Source organism: Halobellus marinus (assembly GCF_032113415.1).
Classification (GTDB): domain Archaea; phylum Halobacteriota; class Halobacteria; order Halobacteriales; family Haloferacaceae; genus Haloquadratum; species Haloquadratum marinus.
Genome location: NZ_CP134946.1, coordinates 1,296,809 through 1,315,415, shown reverse-complemented (window position 1 = coordinate 1,315,415; position 18,607 = coordinate 1,296,809). Strand labels below are relative to the sequence as shown.

The 18,607-nt window shown below is 67.0% G+C and carries 19 protein-coding genes; 10 read left to right on the top strand and 9 right to left on the bottom strand.

Annotated features, from left to right (window positions below; genetic code table 11):
* Positions 1-52 precede the first annotated feature (52 nt).
* Positions 53-1,051: a DnaJ domain-containing protein gene (locus RJT37_RS06770; RefSeq protein WP_313688855.1), complete on the bottom strand. Its 999-nt coding sequence runs from the start codon at positions 1,049-1,051 to the stop codon at positions 53-55.
* A gap of 191 nt (positions 1,052-1,242) precedes the next feature.
* On the opposite strand from RJT37_RS06770, the gene RJT37_RS06765 reads away from it, so the two are divergent.
* Together RJT37_RS06765 and RJT37_RS06760 are read left to right on the top strand one after the other, a co-directional pair.
* Complete coding sequence (locus tag RJT37_RS06765; protein ID WP_313688853.1) at positions 1,243-2,250, top strand: MBL fold metallo-hydrolase; 1,008 nt, start codon at positions 1,243-1,245, stop codon at positions 2,248-2,250.
* Positions 2,251-2,276: 26 nt separating this feature from the next.
* Positions 2,277-2,564 carry a DNA-directed RNA polymerase subunit L gene (locus tag RJT37_RS06760; protein WP_313688851.1) on the top strand — a complete coding sequence of 96 codons (288 nt, stop codon included), beginning with the start codon at positions 2,277-2,279 and terminating at the stop codon, positions 2,562-2,564.
* 55 nt (positions 2,565-2,619) lie between these two features.
* Here the strand turns inward: RJT37_RS06760 and hisF are convergent, their stop codons facing one another.
* On the bottom strand, positions 2,620-3,432 hold the full coding sequence (hisF, locus tag RJT37_RS06755) for an imidazole glycerol phosphate synthase subunit HisF (RefSeq protein ID WP_313688849.1): 813 nt from the start codon (positions 3,430-3,432) through the stop codon (positions 2,620-2,622).
* Between hisF and RJT37_RS06750 the strand changes: the two genes are divergently transcribed.
* Positions 3,413-3,931, top strand: a complete 519-nt coding sequence (locus RJT37_RS06750; RefSeq protein WP_313688847.1) for a hypothetical protein — start codon at positions 3,413-3,415, stop codon at positions 3,929-3,931. The genes hisF and RJT37_RS06750 overlap by 20 nt on opposite strands.
* 276 nt (positions 3,932-4,207) lie before the next feature.
* A complete protein-coding gene (locus tag RJT37_RS06745) occupies positions 4,208-4,375 on the top strand; it encodes a DUF7550 family protein (protein ID WP_313688846.1) in 168 nt (55 codons plus the stop codon).
* A gap of 80 nt (positions 4,376-4,455) precedes the next feature.
* Here RJT37_RS06745 and purL read toward each other — a convergent pair whose 3' ends face one another.
* On the bottom strand, positions 4,456-6,645 hold the full coding sequence (gene purL, locus RJT37_RS06740; RefSeq protein WP_313688844.1) for a phosphoribosylformylglycinamidine synthase subunit PurL: 2,190 nt from the start codon (positions 6,643-6,645) through the stop codon (positions 4,456-4,458).
* A 147-nt stretch (positions 6,646-6,792) separates the two neighbouring features.
* Here purL and RJT37_RS06735 point away from each other — a divergent pair, with 147 nt between their 5' ends.
* On the top strand, positions 6,793-7,476 hold the full coding sequence (locus tag RJT37_RS06735; protein WP_313688842.1) for a CehA/McbA family metallohydrolase: 684 nt from the start codon (positions 6,793-6,795) through the stop codon (positions 7,474-7,476).
* A 42-nt stretch (positions 7,477-7,518) separates the two neighbouring features.
* A complete protein-coding gene (locus tag RJT37_RS06730) occupies positions 7,519-8,679 on the top strand; it encodes an asparagine synthase C-terminal domain-containing protein (protein WP_390209019.1) in 1,161 nt (386 codons plus the stop codon).
* On the opposite strand, the gene RJT37_RS06725 is transcribed toward RJT37_RS06730, so the two are convergent.
* Positions 8,676-9,179, bottom strand: a complete 504-nt coding sequence (locus RJT37_RS06725; RefSeq protein ID WP_313689898.1) for an NUDIX hydrolase — start codon at positions 9,177-9,179, stop codon at positions 8,676-8,678. The genes RJT37_RS06730 and RJT37_RS06725 overlap by 4 nt on opposite strands.
* Positions 9,180-9,347: 168 nt before the next feature.
* Here RJT37_RS06725 and gatC point away from each other — a divergent pair, with 168 nt between their 5' ends.
* Positions 9,348-9,626, top strand: a complete 279-nt coding sequence (gene gatC, locus RJT37_RS06720) for an Asp-tRNA(Asn)/Glu-tRNA(Gln) amidotransferase subunit GatC (protein WP_313688838.1) — start codon at positions 9,348-9,350, stop codon at positions 9,624-9,626.
* Positions 9,626-10,942 carry an Asp-tRNA(Asn)/Glu-tRNA(Gln) amidotransferase subunit GatA gene (gatA, locus tag RJT37_RS06715; protein WP_313688836.1) on the top strand — a complete coding sequence of 439 codons (1,317 nt, stop codon included), beginning with the start codon at positions 9,626-9,628 and terminating at the stop codon, positions 10,940-10,942. Before gatC ends, gatA begins: the two co-directional genes overlap by 1 nt.
* 168 nt (positions 10,943-11,110) lie before the next feature.
* Here gatA and RJT37_RS06710 read toward each other — a convergent pair whose 3' ends face one another.
* The 4 genes from RJT37_RS06710 to RJT37_RS06695 all read right to left on the bottom strand — a co-directional run bounded on the left by RJT37_RS06710 (position 11,111) and on the right by RJT37_RS06695 (position 15,047).
* The gene (locus RJT37_RS06710; RefSeq protein ID WP_311171304.1) at positions 11,111-11,317 is read right to left on the bottom strand and encodes a cold-shock protein; all 207 of its coding nucleotides are present in this window, start codon (positions 11,315-11,317) and stop codon (positions 11,111-11,113) included.
* A 131-nt stretch (positions 11,318-11,448) separates the two neighbouring features.
* On the bottom strand, positions 11,449-13,056 hold the full coding sequence (locus RJT37_RS06705) for a TrkH family potassium uptake protein (RefSeq protein WP_313688834.1): 1,608 nt from the start codon (positions 13,054-13,056) through the stop codon (positions 11,449-11,451).
* Complete coding sequence (gene trkA, locus RJT37_RS06700; protein ID WP_313688832.1) at positions 13,053-14,390, bottom strand: Trk system potassium transporter TrkA; 1,338 nt, start codon at positions 14,388-14,390, stop codon at positions 13,053-13,055. Before trkA ends, RJT37_RS06705 begins: the two co-directional genes overlap by 4 nt.
* Positions 14,391-14,513: 123 nt before the next feature.
* Positions 14,514-15,047 (bottom strand): type II toxin-antitoxin system RatA family toxin, encoded by a 534-nt coding sequence (locus tag RJT37_RS06695; protein ID WP_313688830.1) that lies wholly within the window; start codon positions 15,045-15,047, stop codon positions 14,514-14,516.
* Between the two features lie 80 nt (positions 15,048-15,127).
* Between RJT37_RS06695 and RJT37_RS06690 the strand changes: the two genes are divergently transcribed.
* Positions 15,128-16,012 carry a DUF7551 domain-containing protein gene (locus RJT37_RS06690; RefSeq protein WP_313688828.1) on the top strand — a complete coding sequence of 295 codons (885 nt, stop codon included), beginning with the start codon at positions 15,128-15,130 and terminating at the stop codon, positions 16,010-16,012.
* 49 nt (positions 16,013-16,061) lie between these two features.
* Here the strand turns inward: RJT37_RS06690 and RJT37_RS06685 are convergent, their stop codons facing one another.
* Positions 16,062-17,066: a sensor histidine kinase gene (locus RJT37_RS06685; protein ID WP_313688826.1), complete on the bottom strand. Its 1,005-nt coding sequence runs from the start codon at positions 17,064-17,066 to the stop codon at positions 16,062-16,064.
* Positions 17,067-17,355: 289 nt separating this feature from the next.
* Between RJT37_RS06685 and coaBC the strand changes: the two genes are divergently transcribed.
* Positions 17,356-18,561 carry a bifunctional phosphopantothenoylcysteine decarboxylase/phosphopantothenate--cysteine ligase CoaBC gene (gene coaBC, locus RJT37_RS06680; protein ID WP_313688824.1) on the top strand — a complete coding sequence of 402 codons (1,206 nt, stop codon included), beginning with the start codon at positions 17,356-17,358 and terminating at the stop codon, positions 18,559-18,561.
* Positions 18,562-18,607 lie beyond the last annotated feature (46 nt).

Sequence of the window (18,607 nt, the reverse complement as noted above, 5' to 3'; positions counted from 1 at the left end):
TCAGTCAGGGGCCACCGTGGCCCCTTCTTCGGAGAGTGCCACCGCGAGCCGTTTAGTTGCTTCCAAAGAGTACCCGGCCTGCGTCGACGAGAAACACGACCGTCACGACGAGCGGACACACCACGACGAGTGCGATCACAGCCCCATCCGGAAGCGAAAGCGCCGGGCCGACCGCGAGTCCGGCCAGTGGCGCGACCGCACCCAGGAGATAGAGGTACGCAGTTCCCCGACCGAATGCCAGGACTACAGCCGTGAAAGCCAGCGCCAGTGCCCCGATACCTGCCGGGAACAGAAGCGAGGGTGGCGCCGCGACCGTCGCAGTCTGCAGGACGAACGTCCCCGGAGCGAGGAGACCGTGCGTCGCGGTCAGTCCAGCCACCGGGTCGGCGCCGACAGCGACCCACAGATCCGCCACCGCGGTGGCGTTCGCGCGGAGGTAGCGTTCGAGACCGGCAAGATAGAGCGCTCCCGCGAGGAGCACGCCGACCCATCCGTACCACAGCGGGCGTCGCACTCGGACCCCCCGCTCGGGGGGATCCCCGGCCGGTTCCCTCTCCGCGTTCGACGTAGCCGACGTTCCCGCTGTTTGCGACGTTCCCGCTGTCTGCCACGTATTCCGTCCGCGCGACTGATCCCCGTTGCCGGACGTCGATCTGTCTCTATCGCCGGATGCCGATCCGTCCCTGTTTCTGGATTTCGATCTGCGCCTGTCGCCCGATGCCGATTCTCCCGTGGTGGATCCCACACGCTCGGAAGGCTCGGCGGATTCGTCGTCCGAGACGCGATCTGCCGGTCGCGACAGATCCATCGTCGGCAGCCCGTCGAGCCGTTTCTGCACGTACGTCGTGTGCCCCATTCGGTCGTAGGCGGCGCGTTCGGTTTCGTCTGAAAGCACCTCGTGGGCCTTCTTGAGCGTCTTGAACTGCGCGTTCGCACGCGTATCGTCGTTGAGGTCCGGGTGGTACGTCCGGGCTTTCTCCCGCCACGCCTGGTTGATCTCCGCCGTCGAGGCATCCTCGGATACCTCCAGTAGCTCGTAGAAGTCGTCCATCCCCTGGCACCCCGTTCGAGACGGTCCGGATTGAACGTATCGACGGGCGACCGAACCCCGGGTGGCCCGCCTCGTCGACCCCGGAACTGGATTCATACTCTGTCGTCGGGCTGTGAACCCCTGCCGATCGAAGGCGGAATTCGGCAAACGGGATGGCAATTCTCATAGTCGTTCGTTCCTCTTCAGACCGTATGGACGTCCACCGGATTCCGCTGGGGAACAACATCTTCGAGGGGCAGAACAACGCGTACCTCCTCGATGGCGAGGTGACGACCCTGATCGACGTCGGGGCGTCGATGCCGGCGGTACGCGCTGACCTGCTCGATGGGCTCGCAGCGGCGGATGTGGCGCTTTCGGACCTCGATCGGATTCTCCTGACGCACTGGCACACGGACCACTGCGGCCTCGCGGGCGAACTCCAGGCGGAGACGGGCGCGGCCGTGTTCGCCCACGAGGCGGACGTTCCGCTCATCGCGGGAAACGAGCACGCGAAAGCGAGCCTCGAAGAACTCAGAGAGCGGCGGTTCCGCGAGTGGGGTATCCCCGAGGAGAAACTCGCGGAACTCGACGAGTTCCGCACGAAGTTCGAGACGATGACCGGCGAGGTGGAGAGGGTCGAATCGCTCAGGGAGGGCGACCGAGTCGCCGCCGGGGACGGCGAACTCGGGGTGCTCCACCTGCCGGGACACGCCGCGGGACAGGTCGGATTCACGTTCGAGCGAGCGCCCGACGGGGACGCGACGGCTCCGAGCAGGGAGGCTTTCGTCGGTGACGCGATCCTGCCGCAGTACACCCCGAACGTCGGCGGCGCGGACCTGCGAGTCGATCGCCCCCTCGAACAGTACGTCGAGAGCCTCGATCGGCTCATCGACTGCGGCTTCGACCGTGTGTGGCCGGGGCACCGCGACCCGATCGGGGACCCCGCAGCGCGGGCGCGGGTCATCCGGGCCCACCACGTCGAGCGGACGCGGCGCGTCGTCGACATCCTCCGCGAGCACGGCCCCGCAGACGCCTGGACGGTCAGCGCACACCTCTTCGGGGAACTCGAAAACATTCACATCCTGCACGGCCCCGGCGAAGCGTTCGCGCACCTCGATCACCTGGCGCACGCCGGCGTCGTCGAGCGCGACGGCGACGAGTACCGGCTGATCGAGTCCGATCCGGACGTCTCGGAGTTGTTCCCGAAGACGAAATACTGAAACGCCGTCACCGGTAACGGAGGGGTATGGAACTGCGGGTCATCGACAAGACCGACGAGGAACTCCGCATCGAGGTCGCCGGCGAGGACCACACGTTTATGAACGTGATCAAAGGTGCGCTTTTGGAAACCGAAGGTGTCGCGGCCGCCACCTACGACATGAACCCGGAGCAGTCTGGCGGCCAGACCGAGCCGATTCTCTCGATCAAGACCGAAGCCGGCGTCGAACCGCTGGACGCCCTCGGCGAGGCGTCACGGAACGTTCAGGACACTGTCGACGACTTCTCGGCGGCGTTCGAGGCCGCCGCGCAGTAAATTCGATTGCGGATTCCGCGGGCGTGAGCGCTTTCTCCGGCCACCCGTCTACCTGCTACAGTCGGACCGGCACGCCGCGTTCGTCGAGATACTCTTTGGTCTCTTGGATGCTGTACTCGCCGAAGTGGAAGATCGAGGCGGCCAGTCCGGCGTCGGCGCCTGCTTCCTCGAACACCTCGTACATATCCTCCGGGCCGCCACAGCCGGAGGAGGCGATGACGGGCGTCGAGACGGTATCACAGACCGCCTTCGTCAGCGGGATGTCGTACCCGTCCTTCGTGCCGTCGGCGTCGATCGAGTTGACGAAGAGTTCCCCCGCGCCGCGATCTGCGGCCTCGTTTGCCCACTCGACGACGTCGACGTCCGTCCCCTCGCGGCCGCCCTTGACAGTACACTCGAACCAGCAGGACTCGCCGTCGACCTCGACGTAGTGTTCGCCTCCCTCGTCGAAGCGCCGCCGCGCGTCGACGGAGATGACGATACACTGCGAGCCGAACGCGCGAGCACCCTCGTCGATCAGATCGGGATTCTCGAGTGCCGCGGTGTTGATCGAGACCTTGTCGGCGCCGGCCCGGAGCGTCTCCTTGATGTCCTCGCGGGTCCGGATGCCGCCGCCGACCGTCAGCGGGATGAACACCTCGTCGGCGACGCGTGAGACCGTATCCAGCATCGTCCGTCGACCGGCCGCGGAAGCCGTGATGTCGAGAAAGACGAACTCGTCGGCGCCGGCCTCGTTGTACCGCTTGGCCATCTCGACTGGGTCGCCGGTGTACTGCAGGTCCTCGAAGTTGACGCCCGTGTACACCGCGGGGTTCCCGTCATCGTCGAGGTCGACGTCGATACAGGGGATGATCCGCTTCGTTAACATAGATGGCTCGGGGTACTACCTCCGTCCTCAAAAGGAGTCCGACCCCCGGTGGGTAGCCGATGCTGTCGAGCGCCTGGTACTGTCGGAGGCAGGTGCGAAACGCTGTTGGCCCCGCCGGGTGGCCGACAGGATGAACCCCGAGGAATCCTCACCGCCGGCTATGGCGGAGGAGGGCGACACCGACGCGACCGCACCCTGCGACCGGTGTGAAGAGCCGATCCCGGTGGACGCGACGCGCTGTCCGATCTGCGGCTATCAACCCGCCGGCTACCGTCCGCAACTACTCCGCATCGGGGAGTACGTCTTCGGTGCCGTGATCGTGGTGTCAGTGCTGATCTTCGTCGGTGGCGTGGCCGGGATCGCTCCCGGCCTCCCAGCGGACGTCCTCTCACAAGCGGCGATCATCACGCCCTATACGGCAGGGATTTCGGGCTTTTTCCTGTATTACCTCCACAACAAGCGGCAGGCAACGCCCACGGACAGCGACATTTTCGATTGACGAGCGGCCCGAGCACATCGAGAGTCCGGCACCGGTCGGCCGTACGTTTATATACGGTACCGCGGCCAGCCAGCCCGTGACCTGAAACCGGCCGCGACGCGCCTGCGGGTGTGCGACACGACGCGTCGCGGATACGCGGAGCCTCGGCTCCGCAGGGAGTGTGTCGCCTGTTCGCGACCCAGCCATACACGGTGTCTGTTCACACCGCGTCGAAGACGGTCGGCTCCCGACAGCAGATCCGGGAGCGTTAAAGTGCGGGCGCCCGATCTCCCGCGTATGACCGACGACGACCACGGCCACGACGACAGTCACCACGACAGCGACGCCGGCGAGGAACGCGTCACGTCGCCGATGCAATCGTTCGGGACGAGCCAGGTCACGACGGGGCTCGTAATCCTCCTCGTGGGGCTCGTCGTCGTCTTCGGGATTCCGCTTCTCGTCTAACTCCGGGCCCACAGTCGTCCGAACCGGATCCCACCGTCGGAACCGACCCGACTGTCGAATTCGCCGCTTCTCCGTCCCGATCAATCGAGTTCCGCCCCGAGGACGTCCCGGAGCGACGCGACCGTCTCGGCGTCGACCGCGAGGTTCGTCCCGTCGACCGACAGCGACAGCGTCCCGTCGGCGGTCGCCTCCCCGAGCCTCGTCACAGAAGTGACGTCCGCGAAGGCCGCCTCGACGGCATCGGGATCGGCCGTCTCGACGACCGCGCGGCCGGGCGTCTCCTCGAACAGCGCGACAGCGTCGTCGACGGCGACGTCCGCGCCGGTCTCCGCGGTGAGCATCTCCGCGAGTGTCACCGCGAGACCGCCGTTGCTCACGTCGTGGACGGCGAGTGTCGAGTCCCGGTTGGCGACCGTCGCGAGCATTGAAACGATCTCGTCGGCGTTCTCCGGAAGGGTGGGGAACCGGTCGGAGCCGCCACGCTGTGCGAGCAACTCCGATCCGCCGAGGGCGTCGCTGCCGTCGCCGACGAGCAGGAGCGTCCCCTCCCCGGCGAAGGCGGCAGGCGGCGCGTCGTAGCCCGCCTTCGTGCCGACCATTGCCAGCGTTGGCGTCGGCGGAATCGGGCCAGCAGCGGAGTCGTTGTACAGCGAGACGTTCCCGCCGACGACCGGCACCGAGAGGTCCCGGCACATATCCGCGAGGCCGTCGACGACCGCCTTGAACCCGCCGTAGACCTCCGGTTTCTCCGGGTTGCCGCCGTTCAGACAGTCGACGGCGGCCAAAGGCGTCGCGCCCTTCGCCGCGATGTTCGTCGCGTTCTCCAGGGCCACCGCGCGCGCGCCGTCGTACGGCGCGCAGTCGGTCCACGCCGGCACCGCGCCAGCGGAGAGTGCGAGGCCGGTACCGGCCTCGCGGATCGCCAGCAGCGCCGCGTCGTCGCCGGGACGGAGCGCGGTCCGTGCGCCCACCTCGTGGTCGTACTGGCGGTAGACCCACCGCTTGGAAGCCGTGTTCGGCGCGCCCACGACCGCCTCGAACGCCGTATCGATGTCGATGTCGGGGCGGTCGCGGGCCGGCTGTGTGGGTTCGACGGCGTCGAGATCGTTCATCGGCGCGCCGTCTGCGAGGAACTCTGCCGGCACGTCGACGACCGTCTCGCGCCCTCGCGGTTCACGCCCCTCGCCGCTCGGGTCCTCGGAGGCGCCCTGCGCCTCGCTTCCCTCGAAGGTGCAGACGTAGTTCCCCTCGGTGACCTCGCCGATGACCGAACAACCGAGGTCGTACCTGTCGGAGATCTCGGCGACCGCGTCGACGTCCTCCGGGCGGACCTCGTAAACCATCCGCTCTTGGGACTCCGCGAGGGCGATCTCCAGGGCGTTCATATTCGGCTCGCGCTGGTGGACGGCGTCGAGTTCGATTCGCGCGCCGAAGCCGCCCTTCGCGACCAGTTCCGAGGATGCGCCGCCCAGACCTGCGGCGCCGAGGTCCCGGGCTGACTGGACGAGATCCGCTTCGACGAGATCCTCGTTGGCCTCGATGAGCAGCTTCTCCGAGTAGGGATCGCCCACCTGGACAGCAGGGCGGTCTTCCGTTTCGGCGTCCTCCGCGAGATCCTCGCTGGCGAAGGAGGCGCCGCCGAGCCCGTCGCGGCCGGTCGCGTTGCCGACGAGCACGAGTTTGTTTCCCGCCGACTGGGCCTCGGCGGTCACGAGCCGTTCCTCGTCGAGCAGGCCGACGCAGGCGACGTTGACGAGCGGGTTCCCCTCGTAGCCGTCGTGGAACTCGACGCTCCCGCCGACCGTGGGCACGCCGATCGCGTTGCCGTAGTCGGCGATTCCCTCGACGACGCCCTCCAGCAGATAGCGGGTGTGTTCGCGGTCGAACCCGCCGAAGTAGAGGCTGTCTTCGAGCGCGATCGGGTAGGCGCCCATCGAGAGGGTGTCCCGAACGATACCGCCGACGCCCGTCGCCGCGCCGTCGTAGGGGTCGACGTACGACGGGTGGTTGTGGCTCTCGATACCCATCGTGACGTACGTCTCCGTCTCGGAGTCGCCGTCGTTGTCCGGGACGCGGACAACGGCGGCGTCGTCGCCGGGGCCGACGACGACCTGCTCGCCCTCCGAGGAGAAGGCAGAGAGGAGAGGTCGCGACGAACGGTACGCACAGTGCTCGCTCCAGAGGTTCTCGAACAGCGCGGCCTCAGTCGGGGTGGGGTCGCGCCCGAGTTCGGCCGTCACGAGTTCGCGATCGGAATCCGGCAGGCTCATTCACTTCCCTGTTCAGGAAGGTTCGATTAATGCTTTTCTGTGTGCACGGACGTGCATTGCGCTGGCGGTGGAGGCGGAAGGCCAACCGGGGTCGACCGCACGGGGCGGATCGGGCCGCTTTTTTAACCACGGTGAGAACGGGCACCCGTGCTATCGGTCGAGCTGCACGCCCACTCGTCGCTCTCGTACGACGGCCGCGATCCCGTCGAGCTACTGTTAGCGCAGGCGGAGGCGGTCGGCCTCGACGCGCTCGCGGTGACCGACCACGACGAGATCGACGCGAGCCTCGAAGCCGCCGAGCTGGCCTCTGAATACGGGCTCGTCGGCATTCCAGGGATGGAGGTGACGTCGGCGGCGGGACACGTTCTCGCGTTCGGGATCGACGAACTCGTGCCAGCCGGTCTCTCCTACGACGAGACACTCACGCGCATTCACGAGCAGGGCGGAATCGCGGTCGTCCCGCATCCGTTTCAGTCGTCGCGACACGGCGTCGCGGCGCAGATCAGCCGCGATCAGCTTGCCGAAGCGGACGCGATCGAAGTGTACAATTCCCGGCTCTTCACCGGCTGGGCGAACCGGAAGGCCGAGCGCTTTGCGACCGCCCGAGGACTCCCGAAGACCGCCGGTAGCGACGCCCACATCGGTGAGATGGTCGGACAGGCCGTCACCGAGGTGGGAACTGACGACCGGTCGGTCGAAGGAATCCTCGATGCGATCGTCGAGGGGAAGACGAGCGTCGTCGGGAGCCGGACCCCCTGGCGGATCTCCTTTCGACAGTTCGGCGGCGGCATCAGACGACGGATCGAGCGCACGGTCTCGGAGTTCCTGTAGATGTCCCGGGAGGCCGGCCCTGCAGCGAGATCGGGCGAGACGATCGACGGGACAGATCCCGGAACAGTCCGCGACGCGATCGAGACCCGCGACCCGCTGCCGGGGACGACCGGGTTCGCGGGCGTCGTCGACGATCAGTTCGTTCGCGACGTCCTCGGTCGCCGTCCGCTCTTCGTCGACGCCGACGACCCCGGCAAGTGGGCGTTCGAGCGCCGGACGCTCGGGAATCCGAAACCCGTGCCAGCGGGGACCGTGCGCGCGCTCGATGGATTCGAAGAGAGCAGTGGGACCGAATATTGCGCCTCCGAGGACCGCTTCTGGACGCTGCCGGATCCAGACCCGGTGTCGGACGCCGACGACGCAGTCGCCGCAGTCCGGGCAGCGGTGCTCGATCGAACCCGGGCGATCGAACCCAGTAGCGAAGACAGCGGCGGCCACTCCGAGGAAATCGCCATCGCCTTCTCGGGCGGCGTCGACTCGGCAGTCGTCGCCGCAGGCGTCCCGGACGCCCCCTGCTACGTCGCGGGCTTCGAGGGCTGTCACGACATCGCGGCCGCCCGCAACGCCGCGGCAGCGATGGATCGGGACCTCCGCGTGGTCGAACTCACTCACGACGACATCCGGGAGAGGGTGCCGGAACTCGTCGAAGTCCTGGGCCGGACGAACCCGATGGATCTCTCGATCGCGCTTCCGCTGGTTCGCGTCGCCGAAGCGGCCGCAGCGGACGGCTACGACCGCCTCGCACTCGGCCAGGGAGCGGACGAACTGTTCGGCGGCTACGCGAAGGTGAGCAAGGCTCCAGAGGATCCGCGCGTCGAAGCCGAAACCGTCCGCGGCGCACGCCGCGAACTGCTCGGGACGATCCCGGACCAGGCCGAGCGCGACGTGCTCGCGCTCCGATCCGCGGGCGTCGAACCCGTCACGCCGCTGCTCCACGACGACGTCGTCGCCGCGGCGCTCCGGCTCCCGGGGGACCTTCTCGTCGACGGCGACCGGCGGAAGGTCGCCCTCCGGGAAGCGGCTCGCGGCGTCGTCCCCGACTCGGTCCGGACGGCCGACAAGAAGGCCGTCCAGTACGGGACGTACGTCTCCCGCGAACTGGACCGACTGGCCCGGCAGGCCGGGTTCAAACGCCGGATGGAGAACCACGTCGAGCGGTACGTCCGCTCGCTCGTGGACGGTAGCGAACCTGATCTCGACTAATCAGCGTCGGCCCCGGAATCGGCGTCCTCCAGGGATTCGGCCGCAGCGATCGCCTCCAGGGCGAACTGTACGGTGTCGGGGTCGATGTCGCTCGCCCGCAGATCCGACTCGTCGTACCACGCCCACGCCTCGGTGTCGGCCTCGTCGTCCCCGTCGGGATCGATCTCCCGCGAGTCGACCCGGGCGTAGTAGACGTGGTCGATGTGCTGGTGCCCGACGGTACCGTCGTCGTGGACGTTGACGTCGTAGAGCATCTGCTGTCGGGGCTGCGGGAGCGTCCGTCCGGCCGGTGCGCCGACATCATCGGTCCCGTCGAGCAGCGTCGCGTCGAGTCCCGTCTCCTCGCGGACCTCCCGCAGGCCGGCCTCGTGTGGGAGTTCGCCCCGGTCGATGTGCCCCCCGGGCGGAATCCGGATCCCGAGCCGATCGTGGTGGTGCAGGGCGACGGCTCCGCTCTCGACGATGTAGACCGTCGCCGTGAAGTGACGCGTCGTCTCCATATCCGCAGGTGGGAGAGCCGGGAAGTGGCTCTTGCGGTTCTCGGAGACGGATTGCTGTAACTGTCGACCGCTGGTCTCGGGCACCGTCCGGCGCGACCGGCGGGAAGCGACGACAGGGATCCGTATGACACCGAAACCCTTACTCCCGGGCCACGGCTCCTGTCGGGTATGAGCGAGACGTCCGTCGACAGCGAGGCGGTCGAGCACGTCGCCGAGTTGGCGCGTGTCGACCTCGAGGACGACGAGGTCGACGCGTTCACGGCGCAGTTCGCGGAGATCTTAGAGTACTTCGAGGCCCTCGACGAGGTGCCAGAGGTCGAAGCCGAGGCGGACCTGGTGAACGTGATGCGGGCCGACGAGGTCGAGGAGAGCCTCGATCAGGACGAGGCTCTCGACAACGCCGCCGAGACCGAGGACGGCTTCTTCAAAGGGCCGCGGGTGTCGTGATGAGCCTGAACGCGTTCATCACCGAGACGACGATCGAAGGCGACGACGACGGCCCGCTTTCGGACAAAACCGTCGCCGTCAAGGACAACATCAGCACCGAGGGCGTCCGGACGACCTGCGGATCGGCGATGCTGAAGTCGTACGTCCCGCCCTACGACGCGACAGTCGTCGAGCACCTGAAAGAGGCCGGCGCGACGATCGTCGGGAAGGCGAATATGGACGAGTTCGGGATGGGCGGGACGACCGAGACTTCAGCGTACGGCCCGGTGAAAAATCCCGTCGACGAAGCGCACGTCCCCGGCGGCTCCTCGGGCGGATCGGCAGCCGCCGTTGCCGCGGGCGAGGCCGACCTCGCGCTGGGGTCGGACACGGGCGGCTCGGTCCGCAACCCGGCGGCGTTCTGCGGCGTCGTCGGCATCAAACCCACCTACGGGCTGGTCTCCCGCTACGGCCTCGTCGCCTACGCGAACTCCCTCGAACAGATCGGGCCGCTCGGGCAGACGGTCGAGGACGCCGCCGCGCTCCTCGACGTCATCGCCGGCCCCGACCCGAGCGACGCGACGACGCGCTTCGACAGCGGTGGTGGGACGGGCGAAGAATCTGACGGCGACTCGACTCACCCCGGGACCGAGGCGTCCTACGCCGCGGCGGCCGACGGCGACGTCGAGGGAACGACGGTCGGTGTCATCACCGACCTGCTCGACGGCGCGGACGACCGAGTCGTCGAGACGTTCGAGGCCGCCCTCGACGATCTGCGGTCACAGGGCGCAGAGACAGTCGAGGTGTCGCTTGATTCCGTCGAACACGCCGTGCAGGCGTACTACGTCATCGCGATGTCGGAGGCCTCCTCGAACCTCGCCCGCTTCGATGGCGTCCGCTACGGAACCTCCGGGGGCTACGAGGGTAACTGGAACGACGCCTTCGCCCGGGCCCGAGAGGAGGGCTTCGGGGAGGAAGTCAAGCGCCGCATCCTGCTGGGGACGTACGCCCTCTCGGCGGGCTATCACGACAAGTACTACAAGAAGGCCCAGGACGCTCGCGCCTGGGTGAAACAGGACTTCGACGACGCCTTCGAGCGCGCGGACGTGCTCGCGACGCCGACGATGCCCGTGCTCCCGCCGCGGCTGGGAGAGAGCCTCGACGACCCCCTGCAACTGTATCTGATGGACGCGAACACCGTTCCGGTGAACCTCGCGAACCTGCCCGCGATCTCCGTCCCCGCCGGCGAGGCCGACGGGCTCCCCGTGGGGCTGCAGCTCATCGGGCCGAAATTCGGCGAAGCGGCGATCGTGCGCGCGGCGTCGGCGGTCGAGTGATTTCCCGGTAACGTTTTGGCAGTCGTGCCGTAGTCACGGTGTCTGCGTCAGCAGGGCGTAAACGCCGGTCTCAACGCCGTCAGAACGGACGATAGGTTACCCAAGGGAACACGTAGTCACGAAAAATCGAGAGAGGTCGTCGGTATAAGCGACGGGGTATCTCGGTAGTTACTGCCGAACGACGTTCGCTGCGCGAGGCCCCTTGGGTGAGGACTCAATCTCGAACTCGACCTCAGTACCTTCCGTGAGGTCCTCGCCGCCAACGTCTTCCATGTGGAAGAACACGTCTTCGTCGTCGTCGAGGTCGCCGTCGTCAGTCGAAATGAAACCGTAACCGCCAGTGTCGTTGAAGAAATCAACCTTTCCGTTTGCCATTGCAAACAAACATAGTGCCGGACGCGGGATAACCCTTCCGAGAGTCGGGGTACCACGACCCGTCACCTCACGCACGAGCCGTTACTCCTCGTTTCGAGAACGACGACAGAACGGAAACCGAGAGCTGGCGGTCAGCGTCGCCAGTATTCGGGCGTCAGCAACACCAATACCGGGATGATCTCCAGTCTCCCGATCCACATCAGCACGAACATGAAGAGCTTCCCGGCGTCCGAAAAGGCGAGATAGCTCCCCATCGGCCCGACGACACCGAAGCCCGGTCCGACGTTCCCGAGCGTCGCAGCCGTCGCGGACATCAGCTCTAACACAGTGAGTTCCAGACCGACCCGCAGCGAATCGAGGAACAACAGCCCGGTCGCGACAAAAAAGAGCACGAGATACAGGAGCGTGAAGGCGTAGATCCCCCGGATCGCGCGTTCGTCGATCGTGTGGCCGCCGAGGCGGACCGGGCGGATCGCTTCGGGGTGTGCGGTGGTGAAAAGCTCACGCCGGATCGATTTGAGGATGACATACCAGCGGACGATCTTCACCGCTCCGCCCGTCGATCCCGCCGAGCCGCCGATGAACATCGCGAACAAGAGCAGGTACTGCGCGGGTGCACTCCACGTGTTGAAGTCCATATTCGCGTAGCCGGTGGTCGTCACGATCGAGACCGCCTGGAAGGCGGCATAGCGGAGCGACGGCTCCAGTTGGCCGGAGATCTGCGAACTGAACGTTTCGAGATACGCCGCGTCGAACGTGCCCTCGACAGGCGCTGCACGCACGAAGCCGCTGCCCCCGAAGAGGACCGCAGCCACGATGGCAGTGACGACAGCCAGCGCTCCCAGGTAGAATTTGAACTCCGAGTCGCGGATCATCTTGCCCGAGTCGCCCGTGAGCACGTGCCAGAAGAGCGCGAAGTTCGTCCCCGCGGCGATCATAAAGGGAATGATGATCCACTGGGCGGTCGCGCTGAACGCCTCGATGCTCCGCGCCTCGGGGGAGAACCCGCCCGTCGGCATCGTCGTCAGGCCGTGAGCGACGGCGTTGTACAGCGTCATCGCGGGGTCGATCCCGACCACGGAGAGCGAGTACAAAAGGAAGATTTCGAGCAACGTGAGCGCGAGGTACGCCCCCCACAGCGCCCGTGCAGTCTCGGCGATGCGTGGCGTGAGCTTCTCGATGCCGGGCCCCGGCGCCTCCGCGTCCATCAACTGGGCGCCACCCACCGAGAGTTCCGGGAGGATCGCGACCGCGAGGACGACGATTCCCATCCCGCCGAGCCACTGGGTGAGTTGCCGCCACAGCATAATTGATCGCGTATGGGACTCGAAGGAGATGTCGCCCAGCACCGTCGCGCCGGTGGTAGTGAACCCGCTCATCGTCTCGAAGAGCGCATTTGCCGGGTTCGCGAGCGTCGACTCGGGGTGGATCGGGGCCACGAGCGGCGGGACGCCGTGGGCCTCGATCAGGTAGGGGACCGCCCCCACGACGGCGACGGCACCCCAGGTCACCGCCACCATCAGAAAGCCCTCGCGGGCGCGGAGATCCGGGTCGGGCTCCAGCCGTTCGAGCCCGACACCGAAGGCGACGGTCAGGACGATCGTCACGACGAACGGCACGACCGTCTCGCCGTAGTAGAGCGCGACGACGAGCGGGAGGCATAGCGGAACAGCGAGATACTTCAGGACGGAACCGACGAGGCTGAGGCTCGCGCGCACGTCGACACGGAGCGCGTTCATAGTTGGGCGGTAACGCCGTCAAGCACGTCGATTCCGCCGAAAATAACCACGTGATCATTGACTTCGACGACGGTGTCGCCACGGGGGATGACGAGTTCTCCGCTCCGGGTGATCGCCCCGATGACGATGCCGTCGGGGAGGTCGGCCATCGATTCGCGGATTCGCCGCCCGGCGAGGACGCTCTCCTCGCCGACCTCCACCTCAAGGACTTCCGCCTTGTCCGATTCGATGAGAGCGATATTCTCGGCGTCATCCTCGCGGGTGAACCGGGAAATCTCTTCGGCGACGACGCTTCTGGGACTCACGCCCACGTCGACGCCGACGGTCTCGAAGAGGTCGACGTACTCGGCCGTGTCGATGATGGCGATCGTCCGCTCGACGCCCATCCGCTCGGCCAAAAGAGACACAAGCAGGTTCTTTTCGTCGGAGTCGAGCGTCGAGACGACGATGTCTGCGTCCCCGATGTGTTCGCGCTCCAGGAACTCGATGTCGGTGGCGTCCGATTTCATCACGACGGTTCCGGGCAACTCCTCGGCGAGTTCGCGAGCGCGATTCTCGTCCCGTTCGACGAGTCGCGGCTTGAAGCCCCGTCCCTCCAGCAGTCGTGCGACGTGGTAGCCGATCTCGGAGCCGCCGATGATGACCACCTCTTCGGCGACACCGGCCGACTCCTCGGAGTCGACAGAGCGCGCGAACTCCTGGACGCTCTCCGGGGAGCCGATGACGACCGCGCGGTCGCCCGCCTCGACGACGGTCTCCCCCCGGGCGATCTCCACACAGCCGTTCCGCAGAATGGCGACAAACGTCAGCGAGTCGAACCGGTCGGCCTCCGCGACGGTCTGGCCCGCGATCGGGCTCTCTTCGTCGACCTCGAACTCGGCCATCTGCACCTTCCCGCCCGCGAAGGGATCGACGTCGCGGGCGGCGGGCAGGCCGATCATCCGGACGATCGACTTCGCCGCAAGCAAGTTCGTACAGACCATAAAATCGACGCCGAAGGCCCGCTGGGATCCCTCCCAGGTCCGGAGGTACTCGGTGTTTTTCACACGGGCGATGGTGAACGCCTCGGAGATCGCCTTCACCGTCGAACAGACCACGAGGTTCGTCTCGTCCTCGTCGGTCGAGGCGATCACCATATCCGCGTCGTCGATGCCTGCCTCCTCGAGCGTCGACACCGACGTCCCGTCCCCGGTGACAGCGAGGACGTCGAGCGAGTAGTTCAGCTCCTCGACCCGGTCGCCGTCGCAGTCCACGACGATCACGTCGTGTTCGTCTGTCAGATCGGCGGCGATACTCGATCCGACCTGCCCCGCGCCGACAATGATCACGCGCACGGAGACTCACCCGGATTCATTCTTTTGCATGCTGCCCGCCGAGGGGGTATCCATCTTTCGGCATCGGGCCAGCACCGTGCGTCGGGTCCACACCGTCGGCGGTTTAATCAGCAGTCGCGTCGCTCAGGACCGCCGCTCGACGGTCAGATCGACGGGACGGGGGGATCCTTCAAGATCCGCGACGACGCGCTCGACGAGGCGCTCGGCCTCGCTCGTGATCGCGGGTTTGATCCGATCGACGACCCACTCGAGGGAGACGAACCGCGGGAGATCGATTCCGCCCTCGTTCGCCGATCCAGGGTCGTAAGCAACCTCGAAGGAAACCCGCGAGGCCGCCTCGGCGTCCGCGGGAGCGTCGTCGGGGAGTTCGTCGAGTTCCTCGATCCGCCAGCGGCCGCCGGCGTCGAGGTTCTTCACGATCTCCCACTCGATGCGTTCGGGCGGTTCGACGTCGGTGACCGCCGATTCGACGGTGTAAGTGAGTTTCCACCACGCAAACCGCAGCGCGTAGCGCGTGCCCGCGCCGCCGTCCCCGCGCCGCCGCACGACGTTCCGCAGGTGCTTCGAGTATTTGGTGTAGCGCGGGAAATCGACGAGAAAGTCGTAGACCTCTCTGGCCGGTAGATAGACCACCGTGCTCACAACGAGTTCGTCCACACCGGCCCCTGGGAGGTACGGTTAAAAAGCGTTGTCGCCGATCGGAACGTACTTGTCGCAGAGCGATCATATCACAGACGATGGTTGGGGCGACGCTTCTGGATATCCGCCGGCACGTCGACGGGCTGGCGGCGCCCGAAGGCCCCTACGCGGTGGTCTGCGGGCGGACGGGTTGTGAACCCTCGCCTGTGTCCGGCCTCCGGTTCGGCGAGCGGGACACGGCCGCAGAAGCAGCGGACGCCGCGACCGAGTACCGCGCGACGCTCCGGCAGTACGACCCGCAGGTTCCCTTCTACGAACCGCTGGTCCACGACGTCGCCAACGGGCCGAACGGTGTCGCAACCGCCGCGGACGCGGACACGCGGCTCCGCTATCTCTCGTTCTGTCACGACGTGGCTGGCGCAACTCTCGAAGCGTTCTCGGACGTCGGGCTTCGGGAGGTCGAGTCGGCGGCGATGGAGACGTACCTCACGCTCGCTGAGGTCGTCGCCGACCGCGACGACTTCTGTCTCACGATGCTGTGGAGCCTGACGAGCGAACTTGCAGCGCGCACAGACCGTGCCGAGCAGGTCCCTGTGGTCGAGGCCGCTGCCGCGTCCCTCCGCGGTGCCGACAGGGGGACGTCGCTCCGCCCGGAAGCGGGCATCCGCGCGGCGATCGGGAACCTCGAAACCGTCGGGTTCGTCGGGTCCGGGACTGTCACGCCCGCGGCCGACGGCGACGGCTGGACAGTCACGCTCGGCGACTACGCTCTCGCCGAGCGGACGGGACGGCTGCCCACGCTCCCGCTGTCGATCGCAATCGCCCGCAGGCTGCCGGAGACGACCTTCCGGTTCGCCTCGGCGACCCCGCTCGGCGACCGTCGCTGGCAACTCACCGTCGAGACCGGCAGCCAGCCGGGCGGGCTCGCCTCGGTCGACGCCGCCGACGACGAGCGGCTCTACGAGCCCGGATCGGAGTACTGACTGGAGTTCGGACGTATTCTCGGGGACCGAGTTCCGAACTGGGTCCCGCTCACGAGCCGACGCCGGTGATCTCGAAACGCGCGCCCCCCTCGTCGCTCTCGGTGACGTCGATCGTCCAGCCGTGAGCGCTGGCGATTTCGGCCACGATGGCGAGTCCGAACCCCGCCCCGTCGCTCGCGGTGGTGTAGCCGCTCTCGAACACGTCCTCGTGCTTGTCCCGGGGGATTCCGGGGCCGTCGTCGGCGACGTAGAAGCCATCCGCCAGTTCGCCCACGGTGATCCTGACGTCGTCGCCGCCGTGTTCAACTGCATTTCTGAAGAGGTTCTCCAGCAACTGTTGCAGCCGGCTCCTGTCGGCCCCGATCGTCCGGTCCGCATCCACGACGAGCGAGGCGTCGGCTGTCGCAACGTTGTCCCAGCACCGTTCGCTCACCGTCGCGAGGTCGACAGGTTCGGTCTCCTCGATCTCCTCGCCCTGACGGGCGAGAGTCAGGAGGTCGTCGATCAGCGTATCCATCCGGTCGAGCGACCTGTCGATCGGTTCGAGATGGTCGCTGTCACACTCCTCGGCGGCCAGTTCGAGCCGGCCTTGGGCGACGTTGAGCGGGTTCCGCAGGTCGTGGCTGACGACGCCGAGGAACTGATCCAGCTGTTCGTTCTTCGCGGCGAGATCCTCGTTCGAGCGCTTGAGTCGCGCCGAGTACAGCCCGACGGTCGCACCGAAGGCGGCGCCGGTCCCGAGCGAACCCACGACCGCCAACAGAAACGACGTATCGAACGTCCGGCTGACCTGACCGAACCAGTACCCGACGACGAAGAACGCGACGATCCCGTACCCGATCCACTGGAGGACGGTCTGTCCGAACCGGTCCGTTCGCTCGTCGGCCGCATACCAGCCGTACGCGATCAGGCCGACGCCGACGAGCACTGGGAGGCTCGCCTGTGTGATAATGGCTCGACGCGAAGCCGTCGCGACGACGCTGGCGACGACCGTCACGGCGAGCATCGTTCCCCCGACGACGACGAGCGGATTGCGCCACGGTTTGATTGCCATTGCAGGTTCCGAGAACGGATCGTGAAGGCGGATTTGTGAACGAACTATACTCCTAATCTGAGCCCTCTGAAGCCGTTCAAGTGGTACTGTACCGTATATGAGGGATGTTGATATCACGAGGGATCAGTTTCAATGACTGATAATCGGTCCGGAGGGTTATACCGAAGTCTCACCACCGAAACGGCGTCAATCGTGGTGCGGTGCCGCCGCCGTCCCAGTCCCGATCGCGCGATGGCCCGGCCTGACGGACACCGGGGAGTTTTACACCGCCCGCTCCGAACTGCGATCGATGTTAGACGGCGTCAACGTCGCACTCGGAATCTCGGGGAGTATCGCCGCCGTGAAGGTGGTCGAACTCGCCCACGAGCTGCGGCGCCAGGGGGCCACGGTTCGCGGGGTGATGACCGAGAGCGCACAGGGGATCATCCACCCCTGGGCCGTCGAGTTCGCCACCGACGGGGAGGTCGTGACGGAACTCACCGGCCGGGTCGAGCACGTCGAACTCTGCGGCCGCGACGGCTGGGCGGACGTCCTCCTGCTCGCGCCCACGACGGCGAACACCGTCGGCAAGGTCGCGAGCGCGGTCGACGACACGCCAGTGACGACATGTGCGACGACCGCCCTCGGCGCGGGCGTGCCCGTGGTCGTCGCGCCCGCGATGCACGAACCGATGTACGACCACCCGGGCGTGCTGGACGCCGTCGAGCGCGTCGAATCGTGGGGCGTCGACTTCGTCGACCCCCGGATCGAAGAGGGGAAAGCGAAGATCGCAAGCGAGGAAGCGATCGTGACGGCGGTCGCCCGCGCGACGACCGACGACACGCTCGCGGGACGGCGGGTCGTCGTCACCTCGGGTGCGACCGCCGAGTCGATCGACCCCGTGCGGATCATCACGAACCGCGCCTCGGGGAAGACCGGCCGCGCCGTCGCCCGGGCCTGTCACGTCCGCGGCGCCGACGTCACGCTCGTCCACGACGGCGGCGAGGTCCACTACGCGGAGACGGTCACAGTCGAATCGGCCGCCGAGATGCACGATGCGACCCTGGCGGCGGTGGGGGGAGGCGACGGCGACGAGCGAGAGCAGAGCGACGTCGACGGCCGGGAGCGAGCCGACGCGCTCGTCTCGGCGGCCGCCATCTCGGATTACACCGTCGAGGCCGCCGCGGAGAAACTCCGCTCGGGCGAGGAGCGGACGCTCACGCTCGAACCGGCGCCGAAACTCCTCGACGGCGTCCGGGAGACTCACCCTGACCTCCCGATCGTGGGCTTCAAAGCCGAAACGTCCGGGGACGACGAGGCGATGATCGAGGCCGCACGCGGGATTTTGCACCGGACCGACCTCGCCTTCGTCGTCGCCAACGACGCCTCGGTGATGGGCAAAGAGGAGACGCGGACGCTGTTCGTCGACGCCGACGACGCCGTCGCCTTCGCCGGGACAAAGACCGAACTCGGCGCGGAGATCGCCACGCGGCTGGCCGCGACGCTCGACGGCTGATACTGATTACGCTCACGTTTTACCGCCCAGCACACTCCCGTTGGCG

Bases quoted from the DNA above. Each gene is read 5' to 3' on its own strand.
- RJT37_RS06770 (WP_313688855.1), bottom strand. From the start codon at position 1,051: ATGGACGACTTCTACGAGCTACTGGAGGTATCCGAGGATGCCTCGACG.
- RJT37_RS06765 (WP_313688853.1), top strand. From the start codon at position 1,243: ATGGACGTCCACCGGATTCCGCTGGGGAACAACATCTTCGAGGGGCAG.
- RJT37_RS06760 (WP_313688851.1), top strand. From the start codon at position 2,277: ATGGAACTGCGGGTCATCGACAAGACCGACGAGGAACTCCGCATCGAG.
- RJT37_RS06750 (WP_313688847.1), top strand. From the start codon at position 3,413: ATGATCCGCTTCGTTAACATAGATGGCTCGGGGTACTACCTCCGTCCT.
- hisF (WP_313688849.1), bottom strand. From the start codon at position 3,432: ATGTTAACGAAGCGGATCATCCCCTGTATCGACGTCGACCTCGACGAT.
- RJT37_RS06745 (WP_313688846.1), top strand. From the start codon at position 4,208: ATGACCGACGACGACCACGGCCACGACGACAGTCACCACGACAGCGAC.
- purL (WP_313688844.1), bottom strand. From the start codon at position 6,645: ATGAGCCTGCCGGATTCCGATCGCGAACTCGTGACGGCCGAACTCGGG.
- RJT37_RS06725 (WP_313689898.1), bottom strand. From the start codon at position 9,179: ATGGAGACGACGCGTCACTTCACGGCGACGGTCTACATCGTCGAGAGC.
- gatC (WP_313688838.1), top strand. From the start codon at position 9,348: ATGAGCGAGACGTCCGTCGACAGCGAGGCGGTCGAGCACGTCGCCGAG.
- gatA (WP_313688836.1), top strand. From the start codon at position 9,626: ATGAGCCTGAACGCGTTCATCACCGAGACGACGATCGAAGGCGACGAC.
- RJT37_RS06710 (WP_311171304.1), bottom strand. From the start codon at position 11,317: ATGGCAAACGGAAAGGTTGATTTCTTCAACGACACTGGCGGTTACGGT.
- RJT37_RS06705 (WP_313688834.1), bottom strand. From the start codon at position 13,056: ATGAACGCGCTCCGTGTCGACGTGCGCGCGAGCCTCAGCCTCGTCGGT.
- RJT37_RS06690 (WP_313688828.1), top strand. From the start codon at position 15,128: ATGGTTGGGGCGACGCTTCTGGATATCCGCCGGCACGTCGACGGGCTG.
- RJT37_RS06685 (WP_313688826.1), bottom strand. From the start codon at position 17,066: ATGGCAATCAAACCGTGGCGCAATCCGCTCGTCGTCGTCGGGGGAACG.
- coaBC (WP_313688824.1), top strand. From the start codon at position 17,356: ATGTTAGACGGCGTCAACGTCGCACTCGGAATCTCGGGGAGTATCGCC.